12 protein-coding genes are annotated in these 15,484 nt (G+C 63.4%); 9 read left to right on the top strand and 3 right to left on the bottom strand.

The window, feature by feature from the left end; all coding sequences use genetic code 11:
• Positions 1 to 207: 207 nt before the first annotated feature.
• The 8 genes from KEM60_RS10435 (at position 208) to KEM60_RS10400 (ending at position 11,340) form a co-directional block, all read left to right on the top strand.
• Positions 208 to 750: a hypothetical protein gene (locus tag KEM60_RS10435; RefSeq protein WP_219107512.1), complete on the top strand. Its 543-nt coding sequence runs from the start codon at positions 208 to 210 to the stop codon at positions 748 to 750.
• Between the two features lie 553 nt (positions 751 to 1,303).
• Positions 1,304 to 2,497: a S1 family peptidase gene (locus KEM60_RS10430; protein ID WP_219107511.1), complete on the top strand. Its 1,194-nt coding sequence runs from the start codon at positions 1,304 to 1,306 to the stop codon at positions 2,495 to 2,497.
• Between the two features lie 309 nt (positions 2,498 to 2,806).
• Positions 2,807 to 4,027, top strand: coding sequence for a peptidase (locus tag KEM60_RS10425; RefSeq protein ID WP_219107510.1), 1,221 nt, complete (start codon positions 2,807 to 2,809; stop codon positions 4,025 to 4,027).
• Between the two features lie 48 nt (positions 4,028 to 4,075).
• Positions 4,076 to 5,281, top strand: a complete 1,206-nt coding sequence (locus KEM60_RS10420) for a peptidase (RefSeq protein ID WP_219107509.1) — start codon at positions 4,076 to 4,078, stop codon at positions 5,279 to 5,281.
• A 159-nt stretch (positions 5,282 to 5,440) separates the two neighbouring features.
• On the top strand, positions 5,441 to 6,643 hold the full coding sequence (locus tag KEM60_RS10415) for a peptidase (protein WP_255574495.1): 1,203 nt from the start codon (positions 5,441 to 5,443) through the stop codon (positions 6,641 to 6,643).
• 523 nt (positions 6,644 to 7,166) lie between these two features.
• Positions 7,167 to 8,459, top strand: coding sequence for a peptidase (locus tag KEM60_RS10410; RefSeq protein WP_219107508.1), 1,293 nt, complete (start codon positions 7,167 to 7,169; stop codon positions 8,457 to 8,459).
• Positions 8,460 to 8,671: 212 nt separating this feature from the next.
• Complete coding sequence (locus KEM60_RS10405; RefSeq protein ID WP_219107507.1) at positions 8,672 to 9,907, top strand: trypsin-like serine protease; 1,236 nt, start codon at positions 8,672 to 8,674, stop codon at positions 9,905 to 9,907.
• Positions 9,908 to 10,113: 206 nt separating this feature from the next.
• Positions 10,114 to 11,340: a trypsin-like serine protease gene (locus KEM60_RS10400; RefSeq protein ID WP_219107506.1), complete on the top strand. Its 1,227-nt coding sequence runs from the start codon at positions 10,114 to 10,116 to the stop codon at positions 11,338 to 11,340.
• Positions 11,341 to 11,441: 101 nt separating this feature from the next.
• Here the strand turns inward: KEM60_RS10400 and KEM60_RS10395 are convergent, their stop codons facing one another.
• Complete coding sequence (locus tag KEM60_RS10395) at positions 11,442 to 12,053, bottom strand: hypothetical protein (protein WP_219107505.1); 612 nt, start codon at positions 12,051 to 12,053, stop codon at positions 11,442 to 11,444.
• A complete protein-coding gene (gene folP, locus KEM60_RS10390) occupies positions 12,050 to 12,913 on the bottom strand; it encodes a dihydropteroate synthase (RefSeq protein WP_255574494.1) in 864 nt (287 codons plus the stop codon). Before folP ends, KEM60_RS10395 begins: the two co-directional genes overlap by 4 nt.
• 210 nt (positions 12,914 to 13,123) lie before the next feature.
• Between folP and KEM60_RS10385 the strand changes: the two genes are divergently transcribed.
• Entirely contained in the window at positions 13,124 to 13,612 is a 489-nt protein-coding gene (locus KEM60_RS10385; RefSeq protein WP_219107504.1) for a MarR family winged helix-turn-helix transcriptional regulator, read from the top strand.
• A gap of 317 nt (positions 13,613 to 13,929) precedes the next feature.
• On the opposite strand, the gene KEM60_RS10380 is transcribed toward KEM60_RS10385, so the two are convergent.
• Positions 13,930 to 15,483, bottom strand: coding sequence for a cellulase family glycosylhydrolase (locus KEM60_RS10380; protein ID WP_219107502.1), 1,554 nt, complete (start codon positions 15,481 to 15,483; stop codon positions 13,930 to 13,932).
• Position 15,484: the final 1 nt, after the last annotated feature.

Here is a 15,484-nt window from a genome sequence, read left to right as displayed (position 1 = left end):
TCCGACCGCTCATGGCGCTCCCTCGACCGGCCTGCGCGCTCCCGCGGAGCGTCATCCTGCTATAGCTCCCTGAATCCGACCCTCAGGTTTGATCGACCTCGCGGCAACCACGGCCAGCTGCGATGGCGACGTGCGTGCCGCTGCCAGGGGGGCAATCCGGTCGGGGACCTGGTGATTCGCGGCGATGGCACTGTTAGGTTGGCAGTCATGATTCCCGCGACCCCTCCCCCGGTCAGCTACGTCGTTAATCCCTCGCCCTCCCCTGTGGAGAATTCGGGCCTGAGTGAGCTGCAGCAGATGCAGGCACGAATGTTGATCGAACAGTACGGACTCGAACCGGACGTTGCTGTCGTCCGGGTGAAGCAGCAGGACGAGCACTCCAAAACCGACCAGCGAGCGCGACAGGTCCTGGGTAAGGCGTATGCCGGTAGCCACATCGACCAGAAGCGCGGCGTCCTGACGATCTTCACCACTGATGAGAAGACGGCGGAGCAGTTGCGTGGCGATGGCACTGAGGTCAAGGCCGTCGCTCGTTCTCAGGAGAAGTTGGACGAACTGCAGCAGCTGGCCCTGGACAAGTTGGGTGAGCGGTTCCGCAGTGCCCGGGTCGACACTGAGCACAACTCAGTGATCATCGGTGTTGATCCCGCTGATCTGGATGCGGCCACTGAGGCGATCGAGGACCTTGACGGCGTGGAGATCGAGGCTGATTCGGCGACGGTCCAGCAGCAGAGCACGACGCTGGGCTGACGGTTGTTGTCACGCGGTCGCCGGGGGTGAGCCCCCGGCGACCGTTGTCTCAGCGGATAAGACGGTCAGGGTGATCGTCGTGGAGAGGCCTGGCGGGGTGGATGGGGAGCGTGAGGACATCGGTGGGCAGGGTCGACCTGGCCTCAGGGGATGTACGGCGAGGACTGTTTGCGGAATTGGGTTTTCGCGGGGCGGCGAGGCGCGCAGCTTCGCCGATGTGAGGGTCTGACTAGGTGGGCTGACTCCGTCACACCTCCGCCGATAAGTGATCAGAATCACAGCGATACGGCGGATGGACGACGGCGGCGGGACGTCAAAACGCCGCAAGATGCCGCATTGAGGCGCGCATCTGGGGCTGTCGGCCACTATGTGACACACATTTTTGCTGTTCAGAGGCGTGAGATCGCCTAGCGTCGCCGTTAAACCACTTTCCTGTCAAATTGCTGAACGCCATGTTGACTCAAGCTGAGAATGCAGGACAGACTCTCCTCCGCAACGACGGCACCCCCTATCCGTACCGTCACATCTGCCCTTCCATCCCTAAGGAACTCACGTGAAGACCCGGGCCCTCGCCTCCCTGGCTGCCGCAGCCAGCCTGACCCTCTTCATCCCCGCCGCCGGTGGCGCGCAGGCCGCCGACAATGGCGCCGGCGCCACCGAGACCGACCTCAGCACCGTCCAGAAGATGACGGCCGAATACCTCGCCAAGCAGTACGGACTTGATGGCGCCACCGCCATCAAGCGAGTCCGCAGCCAGGAAGAACACACCAAGGTCGCCCAGAAAGCTCAGGACGAGCTTGGCGGCGAGTCCGCAGGGTCCTATATCGACCAGAAGCGCGGCGTCCTGGTCGTCCACACCACCAGGGCCGAGGCCACCAACAAGATCAAAGCCGCCGACACCGAGGTGAAGGTGGTGGCGCGATCTGAGTCGACCTTGCAGGCCACCAAGCAGTCCATCGCTGGCTTGCTCAGCAAGCGCCTGTTGGCCACCCGAGTCGACGTCGCCCGCAATGTGGTCGTCGCCACGGTCGCTGACAAAGACGTCCGCCGAGCCCGCGAAAGCCTGGCTGCGATGGACGGGGTCATCGTCGAAGGCACCGAAGCTGCGCCGACCACTCAAGAGGGCAGCGTGTACGGCGGCCAGGAGATCCAGTTCAACAACGGCTACGTCTGTTCCCTGGGTTTCAATGCCACGAAGGGCAGCCAAAACGTCTTTGTCACGGCTGGTCACTGCGGACGGGGATATGCGACTTTCCGCCGCCAAGGTCAGCCCCTTGGCCGCACCCTCGCCTATGACTTCCCGGGACGTGACATGGGATATTCATCGCTGGGCACCGGCTGGAAGGGTGAAGCAGGGGTCGACCGCTGGAACGGGCGCGGCGTCGCGGTCAGAGGCAGCAAGGAAGCCCCGGTGGGCGCGGCGGTCTGCAAGTCCGGCCGGACCACCAAGTGGACCTGCGGCACCATCGAGGCAAAGAACGTCACAGTCAACTACACCCGTGACCGGGGTGGCTACGACATGGTCTACGGCCTCACCCAGACCAACACTTGCACCGAGGGCGGCGACTCCGGCGGCTCGTGGATTTCAGGTGACCAGGCCCAAGGCGTCACCAGCGGCGGATCCGGCTATGGCCCAGGCGGCAAGATGTGCGGCCAGAAGGTAGGCCGGAAGAACGTGTCCTACTTCCAGCCGATCAACCCCATCTTGCAGAAGTACGGCCTGAAGCTGAAGACCTACCAAGGTTGAGCCGACCACAGGTCACTTACCAGCCACTGAAGCGGCGTATCCGACATGGTCGGATACGCCGCTTTGGCGTCTACCGAATGGCGCTCACAGACCACTGTCACGGGCCATTCGAGCTACCGCGAAAAACCTGAATTTTGTTCTGCTGCAAGGTATTCGCTAAGCAAGAGTGGCCTACTGGGGCGTTTCTGTCAACCAACCATGGCTTTCCTTGACGGCAGCTGTGACACCCGGGCACACTCGCTGCACACCACCTGTCCTCCCTGACGGTCTTGCCGTTCCCCTACCGCATCCGACCTAAGGAACCTCACGTTGAAGACCCCTACCATCGCTTCGCTGGCCGCCCTGGCTGGCCTGCTCCTCCTCGCGCCGTCCGCCACCGGCGCGCAGGCGGCGGATGCCCCTACCGACAAGAACCGTGGCGGCACCGCGTCGTCCATCGACTCCAACCTGGACTCGGTGAAGAAGATGACCGCCGATTACCTAGCCAAGCAATACGGCCTTGACAAAGAAACCGCGACGAAGCGGGTGGAAGCCCAAGGTGAGTTCAGCTCCCGGGCGCAACGGGTCACTGACGAGCTAGGCGGCGACTCCGCCGGGTCCTACATCGACCAAAAACGCGGCGTCCTGGTCGTCCAAGCCACCAAGGACGACGCCAAAAATAAAGTCCAGGACAAGGTCAAAAACAAAAACACCGAGATCAAGGTCGTCGCCCGGTCCATGTCGACCTTGGAGGACCAGGCCAAGAAACTCACCGAAAAGCTCGGCGACAAACTGGTCTCTGCCCGCGTCGACGTACCCAACAACAAAGTTGTGGTGGCAGTCAAAAAAGACCAGGTCAACCCCGCCAAAGAGGCCGCCAAGGGGATGGATGGTGTCGACGTCGAGGGGGCGGAAGCCATTCCCGAGCCCCAGGCCGACCTGTATGGCGGGCAGCAGTACGAGTTGGCCAGGACCATGTGCTCCACCGGCTTCATGGGCACCAAGGACGGCAAAGATGTCCTGATTACCGCCGGTCACTGCGCCGAGCTCAGCCCCAACCTCACCCGGCAGGGTCAGCCCCTCGCCACGGTCGCTGAGTTCACCTGGCCGCAGAACGATATGGCCTATGCCTTCCTCGCACCGGGGTGGACCGGACAACCGGGAGTGGACAAGTGGAACGGCCGCGGCGTCGGTGTTAAAGGAAGCCAAGAAGCCCCGGTGGGCGCGGCGGTCTGCAAATCTGGCCGGACAACCGGATGGACCTGCGGCACCATCACCGCCAAAAACGTCACGATCAACTATTCCGGCAGCGGTCGCATGGGGCATGGCTTGACCCAGTCCAACACCTGCACTGAGGGCGGCGACTCCGGCGGCGCATGGATCGCTGGTGATCAGGCCCAGGGCATCCACAGTGCCGGTGGAGCAGTCCCCCTCCAGCCTGGCGCGCCAGCTTGTGGCAAAAACAAAGACCGTGGCAACACGGCGTTCTTCCAACCCATCAACCCGCTCCTACAGAAATACAACCTGCAGTTGAAACTGCACCAGGGCTGACCTGTCACTCCTCCTCCCCTACCTGGTCCGTCATCAAAGGAATAACTCGTGAGACCTCGAATCCTCGCTGCTGTCACTGCTGCAGCCGGTGTGCTGATCGTCGCCCCTACGGCGACCGGCGCTCAGGCTGCTGATGCCGGTTCCCCCGGTGGAATTGATACCGACGTTCAGTCAGTCAAAAAAATGGCCGCAGAGCATCTTGCCCAGCAGTACGGCCTGGACAAGGAGACCGCCACACACCGTGTGGAGGCTCAGGGTGAGTTCAGCAAGAAGGCCAAGAAGGCCACCGACGAGCTCGGCGGTGAGAACGCGGGGTCCTACATTGACCAGAAGCGCGGCGTGCTGGTGGTCCAGACCACCAAGGACGAGGCCAAAAACAAGGTCAAGGACAAGATCACCACGAAAGACACCGAGATCAAGGTCGTCTCTCGGTCGATGAACACCCTGGAAGACCAGGCCAAGAAGCTCACCGACAAGCTCGGCGACAAACTGATCACGGCGCGGGTCGATGTGGCCCACAACCGGGTCGTGGTCGAGGTCAAGAAGGATCAGGTGGCCTTTGCCCAGGACGCCGCCAAGGGCATGGACGGCGTTCAGGTGGAAGGCACCGAGACCCAATTCACTCCCCAGGCAGAGTTGTACGGCGGACAACAAATCCAGGTCGGATCGGGCGGCGGGATGTGCTCGATCGGATTCATGGGCGCCAAGGACGGCAAGGACGTCCTGATCACCGCCGGTCACTGCGCCGTCGGGAATGCCGCGTTCTTCCGCGAGGGCAAAGAAATCGCCCGTACGGCGGCGTACGCCTTCCCCGGCAACGACATGGCTTACGCTCCGCTCGCTCAGGGCTGGACCGGCCAGCCGGGTGTGGACAAGTGGAACGGCCGCGGCGTCGCGGTCAAGGGCAGCGAAGAAGCCCCGGTCGGCGCAGCCATCTGCAAGTCAGGCCGGACGACGAAGTGGACCTGCGGGGTCATCCAGGCCAAGAACGTCACCAACAATTACGGCGGCAGTGGTCGGATGGGCTATGGACTGACCCAGACCGATGCGTGCACTGAGCCTGGCGACTCAGGCGGCGCGTGGATCGCCGGCGATCAGGCGCAGGGGGTGCACAGTGCTGGCGGATCAGTGCCGGTCAAGGCGGGCTCACCGACCTGTGGCAAGAACAATCAGCGAGGCAACCGTGCCCTCTTCCAGCCGATCAACCCGCTGCTGCAGAAGTACGGTCTGCAGCTGAAGACCTACCAGGGGTGACCCTCGCCCGAGGGGCCATCTTCGAGCGCCACGACGTTTCTGTCAAACAACTATGAGATTCCTTGACGCCATCTGTGACGTCCAGGCACACTCACTGCACGCCCTGTCCTCCCTGTCAGTCCCGTTGTTCCCCTACCGCATTCGTTCTAAGGAATCGTTTTGAAGACCCGAGCTCTCGCTTCGTTGGCCGCCATGACCGGAGTCCTCCTCCTCGTGCCGACCGCCACCGCCGCCCAGGCTGCCGATGACAAGCGGCCCGGCGGGAGCGCCTCCTCCATCGAGGGCGACTCCAACGCCATCAAGGGCATGATCGCGGACTACCTGTCCAAGGAGTACCGCCTGGACAAGGAGACCGCCAAGAAGCGCGTCGACGCCCAGAACGATTTCGGTAAGGAGGCCAAGAAGGCCAAGGACGAGCTCGGCGGCGAGTCCGCGGGGTCCTACATCGACCAGAAGCGCGGCGTGCTGGTGGTCCAGACCACCAAAGACGAGGCCAAGAACAAGGTCAAGGGCAAGATCAAGGACAAGGACACCGAGATCAAGGTGGTCTCCCGGTCGATGTCGACCTTGGAGGACCAGGCCAAGAAGCTCACCGACAAGCTGGGCAGCAAGCTGGTCTCCGCTCGGGTCGACGTCCAGAACAACAAGGTCGTCGCGATGGTCTCCGATAAGGAGGTCAACTCCGCCAAGGATGCCGCCAAGGGCATGGACGGCGTTGAGGTCGAAGGCACCGACGTCGAGATCAGCACCCAGGACGATGTCTACGGCGGTCAGCAGATCGAATTCACCGGTCACGTCTGCTCGCTGGGCTTCAATGGCACCAAGGATGGCAAAGACGTCCTGATCACCGCCGGTCACTGCGCCGTCGGCAACGCCGTGTTCTCCCGCAACGGCCGCGAGCTGGCCCGTACGGCGGCGTACGCCTTCCCCGGCAACGACATGGCTTACGCTCCGCTGGCTCAGGGCTGGACCGGCCAGCCGGGTGTGGACAAGTGGAACGGCCGCGGCGTCGCGGTCAAGGGCAGCGAAGAAGCCCCGGTGGGCGCGGCGGTCTGCAAGTCCGGTCGCACCACCCAGTGGACCTGCGGCACCATCCAGGCCAAGAACGTCACAGCTAACTACGGCGGCAAGGTGGTCCAGGGCCTGACCCAGACCAACGCCTGCACCGAGGGTGGCGACTCTGGTGGTTCCTGGATCTCCGGTGACCAGGCCCAGGGCGTCCACAGCGGCGGCTCCGGTGTCAACGTCGGCGGCAAGCGGGTCTGCGGCGAGAAGGCTGGCCGACCCAACAACGCCTACTTCCAGCCGATCAACCCGCTGCTGCAGAAGTACGGCCTGCAGCTGAAGACCCACCAGGGCTGAGTCTCGATCGAGACGAAGAGGGCGTACCCGAGGTATCGGGTACGCCCTCTTCGTCATTCCTCGCTGAGAAGCCGGTGTCCACGAAGAGAGACACCGCCCGGGATTGGTCCCACGATGAGAAATCCGAATCAAACCTGAGAATCAGCCCCGCACAGCACGGGGGCACACTGGGAGCCCCCTTCGGGCAGTCTCCACCCCAGCCGAGAGCAAGCTGGACGAACGACCCACTCAAGCACCCTCACAGCCTCTCTGCGGCGCCGGGAGCCCCATTCCGGGGCCCACCACCTCCCTGCCGCACCTCGCGCAGCAGAGCGGCACTCAGCGCGAATCCCGGTTCTTGCCGACCTAACTCGCCACCACTGCCGCGGATTCCTCCTGCTCAATGCGGGACGCACTCAAGCCTGCCAAGGCCCTGTGAGAAATCTTGACTATTTCTGTGAGTCGTGGGCAGACTCTCTGTCGCACCACCTGTCACCCCCGACAGACAAGTCACTCCGTACCCTTCCCTCCCTAAGGAATCCGCGTGAAGACCCCTGTCCTCGCTTCTGTCGCCGCTGCGGCCAGCCTGCTCCTGCTCGCCCCGACCGCCGTCGGCGCCCAAGCCGCTGACAACAAGGCTGACAACAACCGCGGTGGTACCGCATCGTCCATCGACTCGGACATGGATGCCCTGAAGAAGATCACCGCCGACTACCTGGCCAAGAAGTACAACCTGGACCAGGAGACCGCTAAGAAGCGCGTCGACGCCCAGAACGAGTTCGGCAAAGAGGCCAAGAAGGCCAAGGACGAGCTCGGCGGTGAGAACGCGGGGTCCTACATCGACCAGAAGCGTGGCGTGCTGGTCGTCCAGGCCACCAAGGACGACGCTAAGAACAAGGTCAAGGACAAGATCACCAAGAAAGACACCGAGATCAAGGTCGTCTCTCGGTCGATGAACACCCTGGAAGACCAGGCCAAGAAGCTCACCGAAAAGCTCGGTGACAAGCTGGTCTCCACCCGCGTCGACGTGGAAAACAACCGCGTTGTGGCCACGGTGAAGAAGGACCAGGTCAACCCGGCCAAGGACAGCGCCAAGGGTATGGACGGCGTTGAGGTCGAAGGCACCGAAATCGTGCCCAAGGCTCAGGACGACATCTACGGCGGCCAGCAGATCGAGTTCAGCGGCAGCGTGTGCTCGGTGGCCTTCAACGCCACCAAGGACGGCAAGGACGTCTTCATCACCGCTGGCCACTGCGCCGCCGGCCGGGCTCCGTTCAGCCACAACCGCAAGCCGCTGGGACGCCCGATCGCGTTTGACTTCCCGGGCCCGGACATGGCCTACGCCTCCTTGGAGCAGGGTTGGACCGGCCAGCCGGGTGTGGACAAGTGGAACGGCCGCGGCGTCGCGGTCAAGGGCAGCGAAGAGGCCCCGGTGGGCGCGGCGGTCTGCAAGTCCGGTCGCACCACCCAGTGGACCTGCGGCACCATCAAGGCCAAGAACGTCTCGGTGAACTACACCAAGAAGGACGGCCGTGGCTACGAGCGGATGATCGGTCTGACCCAGACCAACACCTGCACCGAGCCCGGTGACTCCGGTGGCGCGTGGATCTCGGGCAGCCAGGCTCAGGGCATCACCAGTGGTGGCGCCGGCGCTCCTGGCCCTGACGGTCGCGACCGCTGCCTGGAGAAGGTCGGCCGGGAGAACATCTCCTACTTCCAGCCGCTGAACCCTGCGCTGCAGAAGTACGGCCTTCAGCTGAAGACCTACAACGGCAACGGTGGCAACGACAACAACAACAACGACAACAACCGGAACCGGTACCGCAACCGTCGTTGATCGTCTTCTCTTGTGACTAAAGTGGCACGCCCGATCTTTCGGGCGTGCCACTTTGCTATGCCCCCAAGGTTTGAATTCCCCACTGGCTCTGGTGATTTCATTCGGAGCTCGCTTGACTGAGGGTCCTGCTCTGGGCAGACTCTCAGGCGCACCACTCGTCATCCACGGCCGTCACGCCTCTTCCGTACCAGTCCCTCCCTAAGGAATCTTGCGTGAAGACCTCCACCATCGCCTCGCTGGCCGTCACCGCCAGCCTGCTGCTGATCGCACCTACCACCGTTGGTGCCCAAGCCGCTGACAATAAGGCCGATAACAAACCAGCGGGGACCGCCTCGTCCATCGACGCCAATTCAGACACCCTGAAGAAGATCACCGCCGACTTCCTAGCCAAGAAGTACGGCCTCGACAACGAGACTGCCAAAAAGCGCGCCGATGCTCAGAACGAATTCGGCAAGGAAGCGAAGAAAGCCTCCGACGAACTGCGCGGTGACTCCGCGGGGTCCTACATCGACCAGAAGCGCGGCGTCCTGGTGGTCCAGGCCACCAAGGACGAGGCCAAGAACAAGGTCAAGGACAAGATCACCAAGAAGGACACCGAGATCAAGGTCGTCTCTCGGTCGATGAACACCCTGGAAGACCAGGCCAAGAAGCTCACCGAAAAGCTCGGTGACAAGCTGGTCTCCACCCGCGTCGACGTCCAGAGCAACAAGCTCATCGCGACCGTGAAGAAAGACCAGGTCAATTCCGCTAAAGACGCTGCCAAAGGCATGGACGGCGTCGACATCGAAGGCACCGAGACCCTGCCGACAGCCACCGCTGAGATTTACGGCGGCCAGCAGATCGAATTCGGCGGCGGCAAGTGCTCCATTGCCTTCAACGCCACGAAGGATGGCAAAGACGTCTTCGTCACTGCTGGTCACTGCTTCTCGGGCCAGACGCCATTCACCCATAACAACAAGCAGCTAGCCCGCCCGGCTGCGAAGGACTTCCCGGGCAGCGACATGGGCTACGCCGTCTTGGAGCAAGGCTGGACCGGCCAGCCGGGTGTGGACAAGTGGAACGGCCGCGGCGTCGCCGTTCAAGGTAGCGAAGAAGCAGCGGTGGGCGCGGCGGTCTGCAAGTCCGGTCGCACCACCCAGTGGACCTGCGGTGTGATCCAAGCCAAGAACGTCGCGGTGAACTTCAGCCGTCCCGGCGGACGCGGTTTTGACCGCATGGTCGGATTGACGCAGACCAACGCCTGCGCTGAGCCGGGTGACTCTGGTGGCGCGTGGATCTCGGGCAGCCAGGCCCAGGGCATCACCAGTGGCTCCAATGTCATCGCCCCGCCGTCTGGCGGTCGCCCGCAGTGCATGGAGAAATTTGGTAAGACGAACACCGCGTACTACCAGCCGCTGAACCCGGCGCTGCAGAAGTACGGCCTGCAGCTGAAGACCCACAAGGGCTGAACACCAGTCCTTGCTCGACGGCGCCTCAGATCATCGTCCTGGGGCGCCGTCGCGATGATATCTCGATGAATTTCCTTCTGGTGCTTGCTTATTGGAAGTGGTCTCGCCTTGACTAGCGCTAACCGCATGGGCAGACTCTCAGGCGCACCACCCGTCATCCACGGCCGTCACGCCTTCTCTACTGTTCCCTCCCTAAGGAATTCCGCGTGAAGACCTCCACCATCGCCTCGCTGGCCGTCACCGCCAGCCTGCTGCTGATCGCACCTACCACCGTCGGTGCCCAAGCCGCTGACAACAAGGCCGACAACAACCGCGGTGGCACCGCATCGTCCATTGAGTCGGACATGGACTCCCTGAAGAAGATCACCGCCGACTACTTGGCCAAGCAATACGGCCTCGACCAGGAGACCGCCAAGAAGCGCGTCGACGCTCAGAACGAATTCGGCAAGGAGGCCAAGAAAGCATCAGATGAGCTGAGTGGCGAGAACGCTGGGTCCTACATCGACCAGAAGCGCGGCGTCTTGGTGGTCCAAGCCACCAAGGACGAGGCCAAAAACAAGGTCAAGGACAAGATCAGCAAGAAGGACACCGAGATCAAGGTCGTCTCCCGGTCCATGTCGACCTTGGAGGACCAGGCCAAGAAACTCACCGAAAAGCTCGGCGACAAGCTGGTCTCCGCGCGTGTTGACGTGGAAAAGAACCGCGTCGTGGCCACGGTGAAGAAGGACCAGGTCAACCCGGCCAAGGACACCGCCAAAAGCATGGACGGCGTCGAGGTCGAAGGCACCGACGCCGAGGTCACTGCTCAAGCCGACATTTATGGCGGCCAGCAGATCGAATTTGGTGGCAGCAAATGCTCCATCGCTTTCAATGCCACCAAAGACGGCAAGGATGTGCTGATCACTGCTGGTCACTGCATGCCTAACCGGGCCCCCTTCACCCACAACAATCAGCCTTTGGCTCGGCCGGTCGAGGGTGAGTTCCCCGGCCCCGACATGGGCTACGCCGTCCTGGAGCAAGGTTGGACCGGCCAGCCAGGCGTCGACAAGTGGAACGGCCGCGGCGTCGCGGTCCAGGGCAGCGAAGAAGCTCCGGTCGGCGCGGCCATCTGCAAGTCCGGTCGCACCACCCAATGGACCTGCGGAGTGATCCAGTCCAAGAACGTCTCAGTCAACTTCACCCGTCCTGGCGGTTTCGACCGGATGACCGGTCTGACCCAGACCAATGCGTGCACCGAGCCTGGCGACTCCGGTGGCGCGTGGATCTCGGGCAGCCAAGCCCAAGGCATCACCAGTGGTGGCGCCGGACGTCCCGGCCCCAACGGGCGCGCCCAGTGCCTGGAGAAGGTCGGTCAGCAGAACGTTGCTTACTACCAGCCGCTGAACCCGGCGCTGCAGAAGTTTGGCCTGCAGCTGAAGACCCACAAGGGCTGAGCACCAGTCCACGTTCGACGGCGCGCCTGATCATCGTCCAGGTGCGCCGTCGGCGTGTCGTCATCGATGAGCTCACCTTGATCGACAGGTGGGACGCCCCCTCAGCCACGGATCGTGCGCTCCCATCGCATCACCCAGTACTGCACGCCGTACGGCGCATCGTCGTAGGTCACCTCACCTCGCAGGGGCGGGTGGTCGTGCCCGGGAGTGTCAAGGAGTCTGATCAGCGCGGGAAGTGCTGCCGCGTCGACTTTCAAGTCGTTGAGCAGCGCCGGGTCCAGCCTGGTCAGTGTGGTCACGTCAGCGTTGACCAGGGCCCGCCGGATGAGGGCGTCAAAAGCGGCGGCGCGTTCGTCGTACATCCCTGGGGCTTTCGGTGTGCGACACGCGGTCCCATTGCCCACGACGACGTACGTCGTGCCGGTCAGGATGCCGCTCCCGCCCCGGCAGCCCTCACCCTCCCGAGGGTCACCAGCAGCTGCGGCGAGAAGATCCTCCACCATCTCTCCGCCTGCCGGATTAGCAATGACCTGCGGGTGCGGCCCTACCCAGGCGAGGGCAGCGTGGCAGGCCGCACGCAGCTCCGCGACGGGGTCGTGAAGGGAGGCATTCCGGCGCAGCAGCAGAGGGGTCCCCGGGAGCAGCACCACCCGGGAGGGCGGCGCAGCGGGAGCGACAACGGCGGAGAGACTTGGTGCGAGATGCTCAGTCATTCCAGTCCTCGAATTGCCCGGGCAGGGGGTCGGCGTCCAGCGATGGACCAGGCCATGTCGAGCGTCTGCAGGGTCGGTGGGACGTCGTGGACACGGTAGACGCGAGCGCCGGCGAGCGCGCAGGCGGTGGTGGCGGCGAGGGTGCCGAGGAGCCGGTCGTCGAGCGCGGCATCCAGGGTTTCCCCGATGAAGTCTTTGTGTGACAAGGAGACCAGGACTGGCCATCCGGTGGCGACGAGTTCGTTGAGTCGTCGAGTGATTTCGAGGGAGTGGAAGGTGGTTTTGCCGAAGTCGTGGGCTGGATCGATCAGGAGGGACTCGCGGGCGACTCCGGCGGCGAGGGCGCGGTGGGCGTAGCTGGTGGTGGCGGTGATGACATCCGCGACAACGTCGTCGTAGGTCACTCGGTAGGGCGCGGTGCGTGGAGTCATTCCGCCGGTGTGGGTGCATACCAGGGCGACGTCGTGGGTTGCGGCGACGTGCACCAGGTCGGGGTCGGCTCCACCCCAGGCATCGTTGATGAGGTCTGCTCCGGCGTGGCAGACAGCGTCGGCGACCTCAGCGCGCCAGGTGTCGACTGAGATGACCACCTGCGGATACTCGGTGCGGATGCGGGCGACGAGGTCGACGACTCGAGCTTGTTCCTCGGCGGGATCGACTGCGGCGCCTGGGCCTGCTTTGACGCCACCGATGTCGACGATCTGTGCCCCTTCGGCAATGACCTGGCTGACGCGCGCATAGGCTGCGTCATCGGCCCAGGTGGCTCCGCGATCGTAGAAGGAGTCTGGGGTGCGGTTGACGATGGCCATGATCAGGGGGGTGTCGTCGTCGAAGTGGTGTCGTCCCAGTCGTAGGGTCACCCGTCATCTCCTCGGTGCGGGATGGCCGGTCTGCGGTGGTGCCGGTCTGCCCCTAACCGTCTCAGATTTATCCGGGGCGGGGTGCATCTGGTCCTCGGCGTGGCGCTCTGGGGTGCACAGTTGTCTACTCAGCCCCCAGGGTCTTCCCAATTCAGGTGCGACAGTTACCCTTACCCCGTTGCACCTGGTGCCCTGACATGGATCTCGAGCGTGAATCGCGCGCGGGCCGGGCACCGCTATGCCCAGGAGGTCGCTGCCCCTATGACCGAGGACATCGGTGCCCGCTTGTATGTCGCCCTGGGACGGATCACCCGGTCTGTCCGACGAGCTGCGCCACCGACCCCGCTGGGTCATGGCGGGTTTTCCGCGCTGTCCACGCTGTTGGCCGAAGGACCGATCCGGCCGGGACGACTCGCGGAACTCGAAGGAATCTCAGCGCCGTCAACGACGCGAGTTTTGGCGACTCTAGAGTCCGCTGGGCTGGTCGAACGCACCACTGATCCCGCAGACCGGCGGGCGCATCTGGTGACTGCCACCGACAATGGACGGTCCATGTTGGACTCGCGACGCGGTAACCGGCTTCAAGTGCTCCATGACCGAGTGCGTGAGCTCTCCCCCGCAGATCAAGCCACATTGGCTGCTGCTCTGCCCGTGCTGGAAAGTCTGGCCAGCGTGGATCCGGACGCCGGGACCCGCTAGTCCCCGGCGTCCGTCCCCGATCCACGTCATTCCCCTCCCCCAATTCCCCTTCCCCTGTTTTCCCCGTCCCCACTTTCCGCACCCCGTGGCCCCACACCACAGCCCCCCATCCGGTCTCCACGACCGACCCCGTGGACGGCGACTCCCCGTTCCGGTCCCCCGACCGGCCCCCTGTCTGCCGTACACCGTTCTCATCGACACGCACGGGGCCAGTCACATCCCGGCCTCGTCAACAGCTGTTCAAGAATCAGTCAAGTTGGTCAACCATCGGTGGCCTTGTCGGGGTGAACCGGCAAAGCCACCGATGATGACGCAGGTCAGCGCTTCGCGACGATGGTCACCTCAGCCGCCGTCACGCCCTTCTCCCAGGCCAATTCGACCGTCGGAGCATCCGGCTTGGACACCACCTTCGCACCAGTTGCTTTGATGGTGTAGCCCTTTGGCATGGCGATAGCGGGGATCCGCACCGTAGTGATCGATCCGGCCCCGAAGACCCCGCTGGTGGCTTTATCTGCCACCCACTTCATAGTGAAGGTCTTGGTGTTGCGGTCGTAGCCATACCGTCCCGGGACACCTGCGACCCGGTCGGGATGAGGCACGGCGATCGCTTCGAGTTTCTTCCAGTCGACGTTGTTGCCCGTCGGGGGCTTCTTCGTGTCAAAGACCAAGGCCTGCTCGTTGCCCGGACCAGCTGTGGTGGGGTCGCCACCGGTGTAGGCCCAGTACTGGTAGCCGACCCGATTTTCCATCGCCAGGTTCGTCTGAGCGTGCAACACGTCTTTAGCGGTGATCGCACCGAATTCGGTCATCAGCAAAGCGTGGTCGTGCTTGCGGTACTGCTGCTCGGCGTTCTCGAAGACCTTCCGGTCCGGCGACTTGCACCCGTAGTAGTTCTTGAACACGGCCTGGTTAGTGCAGTAGTCGTGGAAGGAAAACGCGAGGTTCTTGCCCTTGACCGCCACATTCGTGGGTTTGGCGATGTTGAAGAACTGCATCGGCTCGTAATAAATCGTGGTGGCCGGGTCGACCGCACGGATCGCGTCGATCGACTTTTGCTGCACCGCAGACAGCTTCGCGTCCTGCGCGGGACAACCGTCGACGCGCATGATGCAGCCCAGGTAGTCGTGGCCAGGGAACGGCTCGTTGTACAGGTCAAAACCCATCACCCCGGGGGTGCCCTTAAAGTACGCCGCCGTGTGCGCCCACGCTTTGGCGTAATGGGTGGCGATACCGACCCCGTCAGATGCCGGTTTGTCGTTCATGAAACTCTCGTACGAGTTCTTCACACCCATGTTGAGGAAGTAGTTGCCGGGGAATCCCGCTTTGATGACGTTCGGCGCGCCACCGTCGAGGACCGCCCAGTCAGGCCAGCCGTTCCCCTGGAACTTGGGATTGACCATGTCCTGGTGGAAGTCCAGCAGAGAAGCAATCCCGTGCCGGTGCAGCATGTCCACGGTGCGCTTAATCCGCGCCAGGTAGGCGTCGTCGAACTGGCCAGGCTTCGGCTCAACTCCAGCCCAGATGGTCCCCAACCGGACACTGGTGAATCCCTGCTGCTGGAGGAACTTGGCGTCCTCCTCATCAAAACCGACCGCATCAGGCGCAAACGGGCTGTTTTTCTCCACCTCGTTGACACCGTGGGTGATGACGACTCGACCTTGCTCATCGGTGATCCACCGGCCAGCAGTGCCCCACCGGGCGGCCCCAGCGGCAGCGGCCGGTGCCGCGGCGATCGGCGTGGCAGCTGCTGATGCCGCGGCGGCCGAGACGGCGGCAGGGATCGAGGTGAGCGAGGGGGCGGACCCGACAGCAGCGGCGGGCAGAGGAGACATGAGTGTGCCGGCGACGAGCACGGCTAGGGGCGCCTTCATG

The sequence above is a fragment of the Austwickia sp. TVS 96-490-7B genome (assembly GCF_019331795.1).
Lineage (GTDB): Bacteria > Actinomycetota > Actinomycetes > Actinomycetales > Dermatophilaceae > Austwickia.
This window is presented reverse-complemented; position numbering and strand designations above follow the sequence as displayed.